This window comes from Ensifer sp. PDNC004, from assembly GCF_016919405.1.
Lineage (GTDB): Bacteria > Pseudomonadota > Alphaproteobacteria > Rhizobiales > Rhizobiaceae > Ensifer.
In genome coordinates, this window is record NZ_CP070353.1 from 2182987 (window position 1) to 2199585 (window position 16599).

General features: G+C 63.0%; 14 protein-coding genes. 3 read left to right on the forward strand and 11 right to left on the reverse strand.

The window, feature by feature from the left end; translation table 11 throughout:
• Positions 1–5: 5 nt before the first annotated feature.
• From JVX98_RS18845 to JVX98_RS18860, 4 genes are all read right to left on the reverse strand, one after another.
• On the reverse strand, positions 6–1664 hold the full coding sequence (locus JVX98_RS18845; protein WP_205237079.1) for an alpha-glucosidase family protein: 1659 nt from the start codon (positions 1662–1664) through the stop codon (positions 6–8).
• Positions 1665–1686: 22 nt separating this feature from the next.
• Complete coding sequence (locus tag JVX98_RS18850; protein ID WP_205237080.1) at positions 1687–2832, reverse strand: carbohydrate ABC transporter permease; 1146 nt, start codon at positions 2830–2832, stop codon at positions 1687–1689.
• A 1-nt stretch (position 2833) separates the two neighbouring features.
• Positions 2834–3847: a carbohydrate ABC transporter permease gene (locus tag JVX98_RS18855; protein ID WP_113554013.1), complete on the reverse strand. Its 1014-nt coding sequence runs from the start codon at positions 3845–3847 to the stop codon at positions 2834–2836.
• Positions 3848–4021: 174 nt separating this feature from the next.
• Positions 4022–5380: an ABC transporter substrate-binding protein gene (locus JVX98_RS18860; RefSeq protein ID WP_192447817.1), complete on the reverse strand. Its 1359-nt coding sequence runs from the start codon at positions 5378–5380 to the stop codon at positions 4022–4024.
• A 292-nt stretch (positions 5381–5672) separates the two neighbouring features.
• On the opposite strand from JVX98_RS18860, the gene JVX98_RS18865 reads away from it, so the two are divergent.
• Complete coding sequence (locus JVX98_RS18865) at positions 5673–6704, forward strand: LacI family DNA-binding transcriptional regulator (protein ID WP_192447819.1); 1032 nt, start codon at positions 5673–5675, stop codon at positions 6702–6704.
• A gap of 48 nt (positions 6705–6752) precedes the next feature.
• Here the strand turns inward: JVX98_RS18865 and folD are convergent, their stop codons facing one another.
• Positions 6753–7652, reverse strand: coding sequence for a bifunctional methylenetetrahydrofolate dehydrogenase/methenyltetrahydrofolate cyclohydrolase FolD (gene folD / locus JVX98_RS18870; protein ID WP_192447821.1), 900 nt, complete (start codon positions 7650–7652; stop codon positions 6753–6755).
• 255 nt (positions 7653–7907) lie between these two features.
• Complete coding sequence (locus JVX98_RS18875) at positions 7908–9923, reverse strand: GumC family protein (protein WP_205237081.1); 2016 nt, start codon at positions 9921–9923, stop codon at positions 7908–7910.
• A 257-nt stretch (positions 9924–10180) separates the two neighbouring features.
• Here JVX98_RS18875 and JVX98_RS18880 point away from each other — a divergent pair, with 257 nt between their 5' ends.
• Positions 10181–11455, forward strand: a complete 1275-nt coding sequence (locus JVX98_RS18880; RefSeq protein WP_205237082.1) for a lipopolysaccharide biosynthesis protein — start codon at positions 10181–10183, stop codon at positions 11453–11455.
• Positions 11456–11470: 15 nt separating this feature from the next.
• Here the strand turns inward: JVX98_RS18880 and JVX98_RS18885 are convergent, their stop codons facing one another.
• The 3 genes from JVX98_RS18885 to JVX98_RS18895 are packed head-to-tail and all read right to left on the reverse strand — an operon-like array spanning position 11471 to position 14420.
• Positions 11471–12349, reverse strand: coding sequence for a DUF6492 family protein (locus JVX98_RS18885; protein ID WP_205237083.1), 879 nt, complete (start codon positions 12347–12349; stop codon positions 11471–11473).
• Positions 12350–12360: 11 nt separating this feature from the next.
• Positions 12361–13176 carry a WecB/TagA/CpsF family glycosyltransferase gene (locus tag JVX98_RS18890; RefSeq protein WP_246764903.1) on the reverse strand — a complete coding sequence of 272 codons (816 nt, stop codon included), beginning with the start codon at positions 13174–13176 and terminating at the stop codon, positions 12361–12363.
• Positions 13173–14420 carry a glycosyltransferase family 4 protein gene (locus JVX98_RS18895; protein ID WP_246764904.1) on the reverse strand — a complete coding sequence of 416 codons (1248 nt, stop codon included), beginning with the start codon at positions 14418–14420 and terminating at the stop codon, positions 13173–13175. The genes JVX98_RS18890 and JVX98_RS18895 overlap by 4 nt, the downstream gene beginning before the upstream one ends.
• A 140-nt stretch (positions 14421–14560) precedes the next feature.
• On the opposite strand from JVX98_RS18895, the gene JVX98_RS18900 reads away from it, so the two are divergent.
• Entirely contained in the window at positions 14561–15550 is a 990-nt protein-coding gene (locus JVX98_RS18900; protein WP_205237084.1) for a glycosyltransferase family 2 protein, read from the forward strand.
• A 66-nt stretch (positions 15551–15616) separates the two neighbouring features.
• Here JVX98_RS18900 and JVX98_RS18905 read toward each other — a convergent pair whose 3' ends face one another.
• Positions 15617–16183, reverse strand: coding sequence for a hypothetical protein (locus tag JVX98_RS18905; RefSeq protein ID WP_192447829.1), 567 nt, complete (start codon positions 16181–16183; stop codon positions 15617–15619).
• Positions 16183–16551 carry a hypothetical protein gene (locus tag JVX98_RS18910; RefSeq protein WP_043624961.1) on the reverse strand — a complete coding sequence of 123 codons (369 nt, stop codon included), beginning with the start codon at positions 16549–16551 and terminating at the stop codon, positions 16183–16185. The genes JVX98_RS18905 and JVX98_RS18910 overlap by 1 nt, the downstream gene beginning before the upstream one ends.
• Positions 16552–16599 lie beyond the last annotated feature (48 nt).

Below are 16599 nucleotides of genomic sequence, written 5' to 3' on the forward strand. Positions count from 1 at the left end.
CGCCGTCACACCAGCCGCGCGAAATAGGCGCTCCAGGCCGGCAGATGAACCGTTCCGTTTTTGACCTCGGACACGAAGCCATGGCCTTCCAAGGCAGCCACCGGCTCATTCGGCAGCGTGGCTGCAGCCGGTGCGCCGCTCATGTTGAACAGGCAGAAGAGCTTTTCGTTGCCGTGGCTGCGCACGAAAGCAAGCACCGAGCCATCCGTGTTCAGGAATTCGATCTCGCCCTTGGCAAAGGCCGGGTGCGCCTTGCGGAACTGCAGGAAGCGGCGGTAGTGCTCGAGCACCGACGCGTCGTTGCCCTGCTGCACCGACACGGCGCGCGTCAAGTGTTCTGCCGGCACCGGCAGCCAGGGTTTTGCGCTGCCGAAGCCGCCGTTGACAGCAGCACCGTCCCAGACCATCGGCGTGCGGCAACCGTCGCGCCCCTTGAAGTCCGGCCAGAACTGGATGCCATACGGATCCTTCAGATCCTCATAGGCAAGCTCGGCTTCGCTCAGCGCCAGCTCCTCTCCCTGATAGATGCAGACCGAGCCGCGCAGCGACATCAGAAGGCTCGCAAGCAGCTTTGCATGGGCGTCGCGATCGGTAACGCCCGCTCCCCAGCGGCTGACGTGGCGCACGACGTCATGGTTGGAGAAGGCCCAGCAGGCCCAGCCTTCAGGTGCCGCCTTCTGGAAGTTCCGGAGAACCTCGGCGACGGTCGCCGGTGTTAGCGGATCCGGTGCCAGGAACTCGAAGGCGTAGCACATCTGCATCTTGTCGCCGCCGGAGGTATATTCGCCGGCGATCTCCAGGCCACGCTGGCTGTCGCCGACTTCACCGACCGCGGCGATCGCCGGGAACTCGTCCATGACCGCGCGGAAGCGCTTCAGGAATTCGAGGTTCTCGGGCTGGTTCTTGTCGTAGAGATGTTCCTGGTAGTTGTAGGGGTTCACCGCCGGCGCGGTCTGGGAGTTGCGGCGCTCCGGCGCCAGCGCCGGGTTGTCGCGCAGCTGCTTGTCGTGGAAGTAGAAGTTGATGGTGTCGAGGCGGAAGCCGTCGACGCCGCGTTCCAGCCAGAAACGCTCGACGGCCAGCAGCGCGTTCTGAACCTCGGGATTGTGCAGGTTGAGGTCCGGCTGCGAGGTCAGGAAGTTGTGCATGTAGTACTGCAGGCGCGTCGGATCCCAGGCCCAGGCCGAGCCGCCGAAGATCGACAGCCAGTTGTTGGGCGGGGTGCCGTCCGGCCTGGAATCCGCCCAGACGTACCAATCCGCCTTGGCGCTCTTCCGGCTCGATCGGCTTTCGACGAACCAGGGGTGCTGGTCCGACGTATGGGAGAGAACGAGGTCGATCATCACCCGGATGCCGAGGCGGTGCGCCTCGGCGATGACCGCGTCGAAATCGGCGAGACTGCCGAAGATCTGATCGACATCGGTGTAGTTGGAGACGTCGTAACCGAAGTCCTTCATCGGCGAGGTGAAGAACGGCGAAATCCAGATTGCGTCGGCACCCAGCGCGGCGATATGCGGCAACCGAGCAACGATGCCCTTGAGGTCGCCGATGCCGTCGCCGTTGGAGTCCTGGTAAGAGCGCGGATAGATCTGGTAGATCACCGCGCCGCGCCACCAGTCCTTGTCAGGCTGCATCGTGGATTGGCTCATTTCGGTCATGCTCATTGTCGCAAAAAGTCCTTGATTGTCAGCCGCCCTTGACCGAACCCGCCAGCAGGCCGCGCACGAGATAGCGCTGCAGGCTGAAGAAGACGATCAGCGGAACGATGATGGTAATGAAAGCGGAGGCCGTCAGGATCTCCCAGTTGCCGCCGCGTGAACCGAGCAGGTTGACGAGTCGGCCGGTCAGAACCAGTTCGTCCGGACCGGCGCCCAGGAACACGATGGCGACCAAGAGGTCGTTCCAGGTCCAGAGGAACTGGAAGATCGCGAAGGAAGCGAGCGCCGGGAAGGACAGCGGCAGAATGATCTTGACGAAGATATCGAAATCGCTGGCGCCATCGACGCGGGCGGATTCCATGATTTCGCGCGGCAGGCCGGCCATGTAGTTGCGAAGCAGGTAGATCGCCAGCGGCAGGCCGAAGCCGGTATGCGCCAGCCAGATGCCGACATAGGTCTTGGCCGGTACGCCGAAGAAGGCGCCGACGCCGTTATAGAGCTTCAAGAGCGGGATCAGCGACATCTGCAGCGGGACGACGAGAAGGCCGACGACGACGGCAATCAGGATTGCCCGCCCCGGGAACGGCATCCAGGCAAGCGCATAGGCTGCGAAGGCGGCGATCATGATCGGGATGATGGTCGCTGGCACGGCGACCGTCAGCGAATTGATGAAGGAGCGGCCGATGCCTTCGGCACTCAAGACTTCGCCGTAGTTTTCGAAAGTGAACCGTGGCGGCGAGGACGCGGTTATGAAGACGCGCTGGCCGCGCGACCCTTCCATCTTCTTGTCGGAGACGATCTCGAAATTGCCGTCGGCCTGCACGGTCAGCTTTTCGCCGTCGTTGAGTTCGGCGGTTTCGCCGGCCTTGAAGGCGGTCGGCTCACGGCTGTTAAAGCCGAAGGCGGAGATCTGCCCCGCCTGCCCGTCGAGCAGGTTGCCGGAAATGACGAACTTGCCGTCGCGCTCGACCTGAGCGTCCGGGCCGGGTGCGCGAACGACGATATTCTGCGACGAGGTCGAAAGCGCCGTCCACCAGCCGGAGACGGCGAGCTGATCCTTGTCGCGCAGGGACGAGATCAAGAGGCCGGCGGTCGGCAGCGTCCAGAGTGCGACGATCAAGAAGACCGAGAGGTGGACGACCCACATGAGGGGAGAGCGTGTCGCTGGATTCATCTCAGTGCCCCTTCATTTCCTTGGCCGCATTGCGGATGTTCCAGACCATGATCGGAATGACGAGGATCATGATGACGACGGCGATCGCCGCCCCTCGACCGAAGTCGCCGCCGCCGCGGAACATCCAGTCGAACATGAGGTTGGCAAGCACCTGGCTCTGCCACTGGCCGTTGGTCATCGCGAGTACGATATCGAAGACCTTCAGCACCAGGATGGTGATGGTCGTCCAGACCACGGCGATCGTGCCCCAGATCTGTGGCACCATGATCTTGAAGAAGATCTGCCAGCCATTGGCGCCGTCGATGACGGCCGCCTCGATCGTTTCCTCCGGGATGCCGCGAAGGGCGGCCGACAGGATGACCATGGCAAAACCGGTCTGGATCCAGACGAGGATCGCCATCAGGAAGAAGTTGTTCCAGAAGGGCAGCGTGATCCAGGCCTGCGGGTCGCCGCCGAAGGCAACGACGATGCCGTTCAGCAGACCGATCTGTTCGGCACCCTCGGGGCGAAAATCGTAGATGAACTTCCAGATGACCGCGGCGCCGACAAACGAGATCGCCATCGGCATGAAGACCAAGGTCTTGGCGATATTGCCCCACCAGATGCGATCGGTGAGCGCGGCAATGATCAGGCCGAAGAACGTCGCCAGCGCCGGGACCACCAACAGCCAGAGGAAGTTGTTGTAGATCGACTGGCGGAACTCGCCGTCGTTGACCATCCAGACATAATTGCTGAAGCCGACGAAGTTCTGGCCGGCGCGATCATGAACGCTGTACCAGAGCGACATGAAGACCGGATAGATAAGGTAGATCGTCAGCGCGAACAGCGCCGGGCCCAGGAACAGCCATGGTCGGATGGCGTTGGTGATGCGCAGGTTTCTCGAGGCGACGGCGCCGGATTTCCCTTTCGACGGGAAGATCAGGTCGAGAATGAAGCTGGTTCCCCAGAAGTAGGCGGCGCAGCCAATCACCCCGCCCAACATGAACCCTGCAGCTATTAGAAGCTGAAACAACATGACATGTCCCTCCCACTCGGTGCACGGTCGCGTGCAGGGCTGGCGATTGTCGCCGTTCTCATTGGGGTGCCCCACCTCTCCCGGGAACGGAAAGCTGATTTCGCATCTCCGTCCTCTCCTGGCAGCGAACCCGCATCGGCAACGGGCGGCATCTCTGCCGCCCGTCATCCGGTGTTACTTGATGGCGTCCCAGGCCTTCTGAACGCCGTCGGCAACGTCAGCCGACGACTTGCCGCCAACGAAATCGACCATGCCGGTCCAGAACGCGCCTGCACCGATCTTGCCCGGCATCAGGTCGGAACCGTCAAAGCGGAAGGTGGTGGCGTTCAGCAGGATCTCGCCCTGCTTCTTCAGCGGCGGGTTGCCGTAGGTGTCGACGTTGACGCTCTTGTAAGGCGTCAGGAAGCTCGTCTGCGCCATCCAGACTTCATGCGCGATCGGCGTCTTCAGGAATTCGATGAAGGCGCGGGCGGCCGGCGAATCCTTGGTGATCATCGCCAGCGTGCCGGCGCCGAGCACCGGATTGCCGAGTTCCTTCTTGCTCTCGTAGGGCGGCATGTAGAAGAAGTCGGCATCTTCGCCGATCTTGGTGCCCTCAGGGAAGAAGGACGGGATGAACGACGCCTGGTGGTGCAGGTAGCACTTCGGCGGCGAGGCGAAGAGGCCCTTCGGGCTGTCGCGGAAGTCGGTGGAAGCAACGGCTGCAGCGCCGCCATCGACGAACTTGTCGTTCTTCGCAAACCAGCCGAACTCGTCGATCGCGCCGACGACGGCCGGATCGGTGAACGGGATCTCGTTCTTGACCCACTTGTCGTAGACATCGGCCGGCTGGGTGCGCAGCATCATGTCCTCGACCCAGTCGGTCGCCGGCCAGCCGGTCGCGCCGCCCGAGCCGAGGCCGATGCACCACGGCTTGCCGCCGTCAGCGGCGATCTTCTCAGTCAGCGCCTTCAGTTCTTCCATGGTCTTCGGCACTTCGTAGCCGGCGTCTTCGAAGTTCTCGGGCGAGTACCAGACGAGCGACTTTACGTCGATCTTGTAGGGAAACGCATAGAGCGCGGCATTGCCGTCCTTGCCCTTGTAGGTCGACAGATCGACCCAGGACTGGCCGGCGGCGTAATTGTCGAGCAGCCACTTCTGGGTGTCGTCGCCCAGCGGCGTCAAATAGCCCTTGGAGGCGAGATCGGCGATCAGACCCGGCTGCGGCAGGATGGAGACTTCGGAGGGGCTTCCGGCCTGGGTATCGATGACGATCTGTTGTTCGTAGTTTTCGGACGAGGAGTACTTGATCTCGGCGCCCGTCGCTTCGGTGAAGTAGGCATAGACGCTCTTGAACAGCGCCTCGTCCTCACCGCGCCAGGGGCCGAAGATCGTCAGCGTCTGGCCCTTGAGGTCGTGGCCCTTCTTGAATTCCTCAAAGCTCGCCCAGTTGAACTTGCTATCTTCGCCCGGCTTGAACTTGAGGTCGGCGGCGCCGGCTGCACCCGCAATCAGGGCAAAGGCGGCCACGCCCAACAGCAATGATCTCTTCACGTCTTTCTCCTCCCAAGATGAACCCGGATCCCCCCGGGCAGACGTCAATGCGCAAAAATTCAAAGCGCTTTGAGTTCGCTAACAAACCATTGCGACACTGAAGGAGTCAAGAGCTTTCCCGGAACCTGCTCTAGCGGCGACATTTTTGTGCTCTGCGGTATCGTTTTGCACCGCGCCATGGTTGAATTCCGCTTTGTTGCTCGAAAAACGGATGCTACACCAACCTTGGGCGCTGGGACCAAATACTAAAAATCATAGGGATATCCAAAGCGCTTTGGGAGGATTCCTGACCATGGCGGTCAATCTCAAGCAACTTGCGGAACTGCTCGGCCTGTCACAGACGACGGTCAGTCGGGCTTTGAACGGCTATCCGGAAGTCAATGCCGAGACCCGCCAGCGCGTGCTTGAGGCCGTACGCGAAACCGGCTACCGGCCGAACCGCGCCGCCCAGCGGCTTGCCACGGGCAAGGCCTATTCGATCGGCATGGTCATGCCGATCGCGCCCGGCATCGATTCCGACGTGCATTTCGGCGAGTTCCTGGCGGGGCTGGCGGAAGAGGCGGTCAAGCACGACTTCCACTTCGTGCTCAATCCGAGCGCGCCGGAGGACGAGGAAGTAACCTTCCGGCGCCTGGCGGCAAGCGGCAATGTCGATGCGCTGTTCCTCGCCTATATGCGTGCCAACGATCCACGCATCGCCATGCTGAAATCGCTGTCGATCCCGTTCGTGGTCCATGGCCGGTCGATCGGCGAAAGCCGCGACTACCCATTCCTCGACATCGACAATACGAGCGCCTTCTACGACGCGACGCGGCTGCTCATACAGCTCGGACACCAGCGGATCGCGCTGATCAACGGCCCGGAATATCTGGCTTTTTCCATTCGCCGGAAAAAGGGCATGCTGCGGGCGCTTGCCGAACACGGCCTTTCGCTCGACGAGGCGCTTGTCCAGCATTCGCTGATGACCGACGAGCACGGCTATCGCAGCATGCAGCCCTTCCTGCAGAATGCGCAGCCGCCGACGGCGGTGCTCTGTTCCAGTACGGTGTTGGCGCTTGGCGCAGTCCGGGCGATCAACCAGGCGGGATTGAAAATCGGCGAAGACATTTCGCTGATCGCCCATGACGACGTGCTCCCGATGCTGAAGCCCGAGAATTTCAGCATCCCGCTGACGACGACGCGCTCGTCGCTCCGGGCCGCCGGCGCCCGAATCGCCACACGACTGATCGGCGGCATCCTGAAGCGCGGCGACTATCCGGATCAGGAACTTTGGCGCGCCGAACTAATCGTGCGCGCCTCGACGGGACCGGCCCCGCAAAAATGAAAACGCGCCGCAATCGCGACGCGTCTCGTCATCCCATGTGACCCGGGATCAGAAGCGCGGCGGCTTGCGGCCGGCCTTGCGATAGGCGGCAATCACGGTGTTGGCCATCAGCATGGCGATGGTCATCGGCCCGACGCCACCCGGCACCGGCGTGATCACGCCTGCAACCTCGGCGGCTTCCGCAAAGGCGACGTCGCCGACGAGCTTGGACTTGCCCTCGCCCTTCTCGGGCGCCGGTACGCGGTTGATGCCGACGTCGATGACCGTCGCGCCCGGTTTTACCCAATCGGCTTTCACCATCTCCGGGCGGCCGACGGCGGCAACGAGAATATCGGCGTTGCGGCAGACGGCGGCCAAGTCCTTGGTGCGCGAGTGTGCGGTCGTGACCGTCGCGTTGGCGGCGAGCAGCAGCGCCGACATCGGCTTGCCGAACAGGTTCGAACGGCCGATGACAACGGCATTCAGGCCGGAGAGATCGTCGCCATGGATCTGGCGCACGAAGACCATGGCGCCGGCCGGCGTGCAGGAGACGAGACCGCCTTCGAGATCGCCGGTCGCGAGCTTGCCGGCATTGACGACGTGCAGGCCGTCGACGTCCTTTTCCGGCAGGATCGACTGGATGATCGGCTCGGAATTCAGATGTTTCGGCAGCGGCAGTTGCACGAGAATGCCGTGGATGGAGGGATCGGCGTTGAGCTTAGCGACGAGTGCCGCGAGCTCTTCCTGGGTGGTTGCCTCGGCCAAGGTGTGCTGGACCGACAGGAAGCCGCACTCCTTGGCCATCTTGCTCTTGGAAGAAACATAGGCGTGGCTGGCCGGATCGTCGCCGACGATCACGACGGCGAGACCTGCACGAACGCCGGCATCCGTTTCGAGCGCACGGGTCGCGGCCTTCACGCTTTCGATCACCGAAGCGGCGACCTTCTTGCCATCAATCACAGTCGTCACGGCATGTTCCTCCTGGCTTCCTGTTCACGCGGCATACTCTAGTTCGCCTCAGAAAAGGCGATGGCCTCAACGCGCCCTATGCTGTCCCAAACGCATAAATGCAAGAGGCGGCGGCGCGGTTGGCTGCCGTTTCGGGTGCCCCGACGATATTTCCTCTCAAGACTGAGAGGTGGACGTGGTTTCGTCGAAAGACTTCAGGTCTCAGCCTCACAAGATGCAAGGCGAGCGGAGCATACTCTCCGCCTTCCCGTCGTATCAACGGCGCGCGAGCTTCTGGCGGGAATACTGCTCGACCCGGGACCTGAGCGCGCGAAGGCCTTCCTGGACCTTGGTGATGTCGGCGTCATCCTCGTCTACGGTCTGCGGCATCGGTTCGGCCGCAGCCGGACCTGCCGTCGCGCTGCGGCGAGCGACGGCATAGGCAGCGTTCAGCGACTGCGCGTGGTGCGCGGCCGGGCTGAACTGCGGCGGCAGTTCGAGCTTGGCCGAAGCCGGATCGGGCTGCGGGTGCGAGCGCCGTGTGGGCTCGGGGCCGCCATCGGGTTCCGGCGGCTCGGGCGCCTGATCGTCCTCGACCCTTCGCGGTGCGGGGAACAATCCGTTCAGGCTCCGATAGATGCCGAGCAGCACACCGAGGCCGAGGCCGGCAAAGAAACCCGCCATGGTGGCGGCAATCACGATGATCTTGCGGGAGGGCCCCTTTGCCTGCAGCGCCGGCTCGGCCTTGGAGATCACCCGGATGTTCTTTGCGGTCAGCTTTTCCTCTTCGCGCGTTTCGCCGGCGCGCTTCAGGAAGGATTCGTAGATTTCGCGGGTTGCCGCCGCCTTCCGCTGCAGTTCGCGCAGTTCGACGAATTCGGCCGAGGAATCGATCTGCCGCGCCTTCTGCACGGCAAGCTGCTGCACCAGATCCTGTTCCGTCCGCTGGGCGCGGTCGAGCTCGGTCCCGGCCGCGGCCGCGATGCGGCGCAACTCGTTGGCGATCTCGGAGCGCGACGCCTCGAGCGCCTGCTGAACGGCAATGCGTTGCGGGTGGCGCGGACCGAGGCTCGCGTCAAGCGCGCTCAGCTGCGCCTTGGTCGCCGCATATTGCTTGCGCAGTTCGGAGAGCGCCAGCGAGCTGATTTCCTCCGGGTAGGCGCCGGTCAGGACATCGTTGAGCAGAACCTTGCCGGAGGCATCGGCCTTGGCTTTCGCTTCGGCGATGCGGTTGCGCGCCGCAGCGACCTGGTCGCTGAGGCTGAGGAGCTGCTTGTCGGCGATCAGCTCACCGCCGGCGCCGACGATATCGTTCGCCGCCTTGTAGTCCTCGACCGCCTTTTCGGCTGCATCGAGCTCGGCCTTCAGTTCCTTGATGCGCGCGTCGAGTGCAACGGTGGTCTTCTGGAAGAAGCCCGACTGCGCAGCCGTCTCCTCACCGAGGAAGGTCTCCACCAGCCGGTTGGCGATCAGGGCCGACTTCTCGGGGTCCCTGGTCTTTGCCTCGACAGTGACGATGAAGGTTTTCGGATCGCGCCAGACCTGAATGGCCTCTCCCAAATTCTTCAGGACGCGCGCGGACGCATCGCCACCGGCCATCCTGCCGGCGAACTCTGCATCCTTTTCCAGTTCGAGACTGGCTGCGACCTTTTCCATGACCGTTCGCGAGCGCAACACTTCGAGCTGGCTGTCGACGATGGCGAGAATGCCTTCGGTTGCCAGCGATTGTTTCGACAGATCGGAATCCGTCAGCCGCACTTCGCGCGGATCGACATAGAGCTTGCTTTCGGAGACGAAGGTGCTCGGCGTTGACAGCGCCAGCAGAACGCCACCGACGGCGCCAAGCGCCGTGGTCGCGAGTATGATCTTGCGAAGCTGCCAGACCGCGCGAACCACGGTCTTGATATCAACGAGCGGGCGGTCGCCTGCCGTTTGCCCGTCGGCCGCCACCGTCGGCACAGCACCCTCGGGCGGACGATCGACCAGCCAGCGCGCAAACTTGTCACGCATGCCGCCGAGGCGTCCCTGGCTGCGGGCAACCGGGGCCTTGCCTGAAGCCCGTGCCGTTTCGCCGCGCGCCTGCCGACCTTTCGCGCGGTTTTTATCCGGCGCCGCTGCGTGATTGGTTGATCCACCGGAGCCGGACGGGCGACCAAGCAAGGACGAACCCTCACCCGACGCGTCGTCGGTGCGCCTGTCGCGCACACGCGCGGGATCGCGCGTGTGCTCTGCTGCAAAATCGAGCAACGATGCACGCGGAACCGGGCGTTTCTCGTCGTCGATGTTGAACATGACTGATCCCGCGGCTGCCGAAACGGCGAATTCCGAATAGTGAAGCCAACCTAAGGAAACATGGAAAACAAATCGTTAACTTTAGCGGAAACGAGGATGCGAACGGCGTGATCTCACGCCTTATTAAGCTTTCCCGTCTATGACGGAAGGACGAGCGCAATTCCAGGCGGCGCTTTGCAAGCCTTGCCCTTGGAACTGCGAGATATCAAGGAGATAGAGCGCTTCCATCGGCATCGAACCGGAGACGCGCTACTGGAATGTCGGCCGTGCCTCATCGCGTCAAAGCGCTTTATCTCCGCCACCGGGCGCTCATCCACGCTTACCTCTCGATGACCGGAGGTTCGGCGGGCCGGCTCGTGCTGTCGCTCGTCTATTTCATCGCCGTTGCCAACACGCTCGCCATCGCCGACTTCGGGTTGTTCGCAACCGCGTCCGCCGCCGGCATCATGATATCGCGCGTGCTCGCCTTCGGCTTCATGTCGCCGCTCTATCGGGTCGCGACCGTAAAGCCGCTGCTTGTCGGCACCTATAGCGCCGGCTTCCTGGTCGGCGCCCTCCTGTCGCTGCCGTTGATCGCAATCATCTGCGCGGTCACCTTCCTCGCCCTCTTTTCCCGCGACATGGCGGCCGGCACTTTTGCTGCCTTCATGCTGGCCGAGATCCTCTGCTGGCGCGGACTGGAGACCGCCGTCATCGTGCTGAACGGTCTCGGTCGCTTCGGGCGCGGCGCCCTCCTCGTGGTGATCGGAACGGCGATCCGCACCGCCGCTGCCCTGCTCCTTGCGTTGCTCCCCTGGAAAACGCTCGAGGCCTGGTCCTACCTCTATCTGCTTGCGAATGCGCTCGGCCTGCTGGTGGCTCTTTTCTGGTTCTATCCGCGTGTGCGGATGCGCTGGCAGCCCCGGCTCTACTTCCGGCGCTGGGCGGATTCCGTGTCGGTTGCCGGCGCCGAGGTGCTCTTCTACATCCAGTCGGAGTTTGACAAGATCGCCGTGCTTGCGATCGGCGGTCCGGCAGTCTCCGGTCTCTATGCCATCCTGATGCGGCTGGCGGACCTGACGGCGCTGCCGGTGCGGTCGTTCAACACCTTGCTCGTTCAGCGTATCATGCGAACACCCGAGGCGATTGCCCGCTGGGGTGTCCGGCTGTCGATCGAACTCCTGGTGGCGCTTGCGTCCTTTGCCGCCATCGCGGCCATGGCATTCTATCTGTGGGTCTTTCCCGATGGCCTCGGACGCAATGTGTCGGCGGCCGCGCCGATCGTCGCGATGATCTTGCTCGTGCCCTCGTTCCGCAACCTGATCGAGTATCATTCCGAACTGCTCTACGCGACCGGCCGCACGGTGCGGCGCATGCTGAACCTGTTGATTGCCGGCATCGTCAAGGTGGGATTGCTGGTGCTGTTGCTGCAGACGACGACCGATGTCGCGACCTGGGCGCCGGCGCTCAACGGGATCTTCCTGGTCCTCTACGCGCTGTCGTTCGGACTGACCTATTCGGCGCTCAGAAAGCCGACTGATCGGGTCATCTGAAACAAGACAAATGCCTCAGGCCGCGAGTTCGAACACCGCCCGGCGAATATCGTCGAGATCGTGGCCGACGAAGGACTGAACGCCGATGCCGATCTGATGCGGCGCCATATCCTTCAGGAACGCCCTGAGACCGGTGAGATCCTGGCGATAGCTGTCTTCGAACCAGAGCACATGGCAGAGCGCGGCATCGGAGGGAACGTGCCCTTCCCCGCCGAGCACCTCGTCGACGAAGCGGCCATAGATCGTGCATTCGGAGAAGGCGCGGGTACGGGTCATCGCCCTCGCCCAGTTCCGGCCGTGCAGCGTCTCGATATGTTCGAGCAGCTTGCGGCTGGTATCGGTGCGCCACGCGATCAGCGTGTTGATATAGTCGTTGGCCGGCAGCGTGTAGGGGCCGATCCCGAGAAGCCGATCGGAATGGGCGAGCCATTCAAGGTGGTTGGAGCGCATATGCGCGTTGATCGCCCCGTCCTTGCGGTAGAGCGTCAGCCGTTCTTTCTGCCAGAGGCTGGCGGGATCGAAGGCACGCAGGAAGACGACATCGGAATCGACGGCAAACATGGCCGCCTCGTCGATATGGCGCGCGAGCGCCAGGCGGCGAAGCTGCTGGGCATGCCAGCCACGCAGCGGCAGGCCGAACGGGCTGAGCCACAGCTTCCGGCGGCCGCCCGACAGCGGGTCGGTGACGGGATGCAACCACCAGGGCAGGAGATCGCGTTCGCTGATCACCTGGCGCCTGGAGCCCTCCAGTTGCCGGAAGAGCTTCACGTCGAAATCGGCAACCAGCAGATAGTGCCTCCAATCGCCCTGAAGCTTGCGGTCCATGCTTTCGCACATCAGCCGGCAGCGCTCGAAGTCATTGGCGTAGGACGCTGAGACAATGGCTGTGCGCATGGTCTGACCGTTCACGATGTTCCCGTCCGAAGGCTGGTGTCGGCGACGCTGTCCCGCGCACGCCCCGACAGCTTGTGCCAGACGACGTGAAACAGGAAAAGCGGGTTTCCGAGAATGTAGCGACGCCACATGCGCCGCGGCTCGACCGCCAGGCGGAAGAACCATTCCAGCCGCATCCGGCGCAGGAACTTCGGCGCCCGCGGAAACGCCTCGGCGACGAAATCGAAGAGCGCGCCGACGGTGATGACCAGTCGGGCGTCCTGCGGCCCCACATGGGCATCGACCCATTTCTCCTGGCCGGGGCTTCCCATCGCCACCAGCAGGATATCGGCATTCAGCGCCCGGACATCGGCAAGCACCTCTTCGGAGCGGTCACGATCGAAGAACCCGTCGGAAACGGGAATGAACTCGTGCCATGGCGCATGCCTGCGAAAGTTCTCGGCCGCGCGCGTCAGCACTTTCCCGCGGGCGCCGATCATCGCGACGCGCAGCGGCCGGTCGATGAAGGTCAGCAGCGCCGGCACGAAATCCGTGCCGTTGAGATTGGCGGGGAACATGCTGCCGTAGAAGAGATAGGAAGCGATATCGACGCCGTGACCGTCGGGAAGCACGACCTGGCGGCCGAGGACCTCGCGGTACGCGCCGTCGCGCATCATCAGATTGGCATTGTTGGCATTGAGGAAGGCGAGCGTCGTTTGCCCGCCTGGGCGCGACAGCGCGTCGGCCGCAAAGGCAAAGGCACTCTCCCAGTCGAAATCGATCACCGGCATGCCCAGAATGAGGCGCCTGGACAGGGCGGCGTTCGCGCCGGCGGTCGTCTTGGTCACGACCGCCCCCCGTCATGGACCTTCAGGTCGGGCGGTACCGAAGGCGTTTCGGCCGCGGCACTGGGGGTAAGGCCGGCCAGCACGTTGCGCATGACCCGCATCAGCTTCGCCTTCTGGGCGCGATGGAAGACCGAACCGTCAAGGCGCTGGCGGTCGCCGCCGCGCGCCCGGGTGACCTTGTCGACCAACAGGCGTGCAAACTCAGCCGGATCTTCGGCCGCGGCGCAATTCTCAGGGAGCGCCTCGATGCCGCGCAGCGACGCCTGTGTTGCCACGGATGGCATGCCGAGTTCGAAGGTCTCGATGCTCTTCAGCTGGACGCCTGTACCGCCCCGGCTGACGAGCGGTATGACCGCACTTTCCGTGACGAAGGCGCGTGCATCCGGCACCCGTCCGACGAAGCGGACGCCGGGATGGGAAACCGCCGGGATGCCATCCATCTGGCCGGCAATAGCAATCGAAAGATCCTGCGGCAGATGCGGTACGACCTCGGCGAGAAACCAGTCGAGCCCCAATCGGTTCGGCCGCCAGCTCCAGGTCCCGATCAAGCCAAGGTCCTGTTGGAGTTCGGCTGTTCCTTCCGATGCCGCGGCCGCGTCCCACCCGGTGACCAGCGGCAGCACGAAGGCCCGGTCGCTGACGGCGCGGCCGAAGCCGAAGCGGTCGGCCTCCGCAAACGTCCAGACGGCCACGGCATTTTGCGCCAGTTGCTGCTCGTAGCGTTCGAGATACTGCGCCTCGCGCCGGAAAAGAAAGCGTTCGACCGTACCCTTGGCCCGCTCGGCATTCTCGAAAGCAGAATCCGCCTCGACATTGTGCGCGACATAGATCGACGGGTGGGGGCGGAAAACCTGCTGGAAAGCGGCCGGCAGTTGCACCGAGTTGAGCACGAGACCGTCGAACGGAGCGAGGCTCTCGAGGATCGACTGAATCCGGCTCGACGACACCACCATCATCTTGCCGGATGAGACGGTCGTGCGGTTGAGAAAGGCCGTCGCGAGCCAGCTCAACTTCTGCCACGTGCCAACCTTGGCATTGGTGACTTCCAGCTCGCCGAGAAGATGCATATCGCAATCGGGTGCCGGCACGCGTCCCGGCTGGAGAAAACCGATGACGCTGACGCGGTGACCGAGCGCGCGCAGACCGTCGAGCACAGCCCGGTTGGCAATGTCGAAACCGGACGCCGGATTGGCGACGGGAACGAGCGAAGAGACCAGGACCAGATGCATTTTGCCACGCGTCATGAATGGAACTGCGGCCTTCATTAGCAGCATGGGGTGAAGGAGCGCTTAAAGACCCCTTTCAAAATCTGCCGCCAGGGTTCAGCATCTGTTTAGGAAGATTTGCTGTATTGCGACACAATTTTGCTTTTACAGGTTTCGCCATGACGACGACCGGCCAGGACATTTCCGTCTACTTCCGGACAGAGCTGGAAGACGCCGGCGACATCGAACTCGTCGTCGTGCTGCCGACGTTCCGTCGGCCGGACCATGTCGTCAAGACGCTGAAAACCATTGTTTCCCAAAGGCCTGACATCTCCTACGCCACGGTCGTCGTCGAAAACGATGCCGACGGGCTGGCCGGGGCTGCGGCGGCCAAGGACTTCTTCCTGGGACATCCTTCGGATTCTGTCGTGATCGTCGCGCACCAGCGCGGAAACTGCCACGCCTACAATGCCGGTTGGGCGACGGCGCTCCAAACCTACCCGAACCTCAAGGCGATCGCGATCATCGACGACGACGAAGTGGCGGCGCCCGAATGGCTCGATTGCCTCATCGCGGCACAGGAAACGACCGGTGCCGATATGGTCGGCGGCCCGCAGCTTCCGGTTTTCGAAGGCGATGGCGGGCAGAAGTGGAAACGCCATCCGGTCTTCATGCCCCATTATGATGCGACCGGGCCGGTTCCCATTCTCTATTCCTCCGGCAACGTGCTCGTCACGCGCGGGGTGCTGGACGCGATGCCGCAACCTTTCCTGGATCCCGCCTTCAACTTCATCGGCGGCGGCGATGCGGATTTCTACAGCCGCTGCAAGGCGAAGGGATTTTCGTTTGCCTGGGCGGCCGATGCCTGGGTTGCCGAGACGGTGCCGGCCCGCCGCACCAGCGCATCCTGGATCAGGGCGCGCAGCCTCAGGAACGGCGCGATCTCGACGATGCTCGAACATCGGCGAGACCCGAGCTTCAGGGGCCGCCTCAGGACCTTCGGCAAATCGCTGGCGCTGCTTGGCGCATCGATCCCGCGTGGGCTGGAACTGTGGAACAAGAGCGGGTTGGCGGCGGCCGGGTCATACCATTTCTATGTGGCAATCGGCCGGCTGATGGCGGAGCTCGGCCTCGTCAACGAGCAGTACCGCACCCCGGAAAAGAACTGACGACCGACACCGTCTTGCCGATAGCAAGCGGCCGAGCGGAACCCGGCCGGACGTTCTTTGCTCTCGTCAGTGCGAGCTGCTTGCCTTGACGGCGCCTTCCGGCAACTTGTCATCGGCGACATTGCCGTTCTTGTCGACGATCGGGACCGGCTTTTGCAGCGGTACGTTCTGGCTGTTGGCGACGCGCTTGACGTCTTCCTTGGTCAGATATTCGAGCTGCTCGACGAGCACCTCGGTAATCACCTCTCCGCCGAGCTTCTTGTTCAGGCCGTCCTTGACCGTCGTCTTGAACGTCGGCAGGTCGAACGTACCGGTGTCGGCGATGTCGATGAATTTCGAGCCGACGAGCAAATCGTAAAGCTCATCGGTAACCATCTGACGCAGCGGCGCGCGAAGGTTGTTGATCCCCTCCTTGGTGGCGGAGAAGGAAAGCTTGGTCAGGAAATAGCCCTGAACCGAACCATCCCGGATGACCGGGATGGTGATCATCTCACCGGGAACATATTGCTCCGCTGCGCGCCGGGCGGCCTCGCCGTCAGCGACGACGGGCGCGGAGGCGCTTTGCATCGAGAAATAGACCGATCCGAGCGTGACCGCGCAGACCCAGATCCCGGTGAAAACGAGCTTCAGCATCAGAAATCGCTATAGCGGAACTGCGCTTCGGAATAGATGCCGTCCGCATCGGCATCCTGGGCGGCGGTCTTCAGGAGGTCGACGACGGCGCGAACTGCTTCGAGATGCGCCTCGACCTTCTGCGAATTGACCGACAGCTTCTCGCGCAGGTGCAGTGCATGCGAGGAGAAAGCCGAAGAGTTTTCGCCCGGCAGCATGTCACGATGCAGCATCGTCAGTTCGTAGAGGCAACGGCTCTTGTGGGCGTTCGATGTCTTGATATCGAATTCCGGGTCGACGCCGATCCGGCTGTTCTCGTTGTCGAGGATCATTTCCAGGCGGCCGAGCACGTTCTGGATCCGGACGTCATTGGATGCCATGGCTTCCATGAATCAACTCCCAATTGGATCACGATGATTTCTGGTCGGATCGACCGG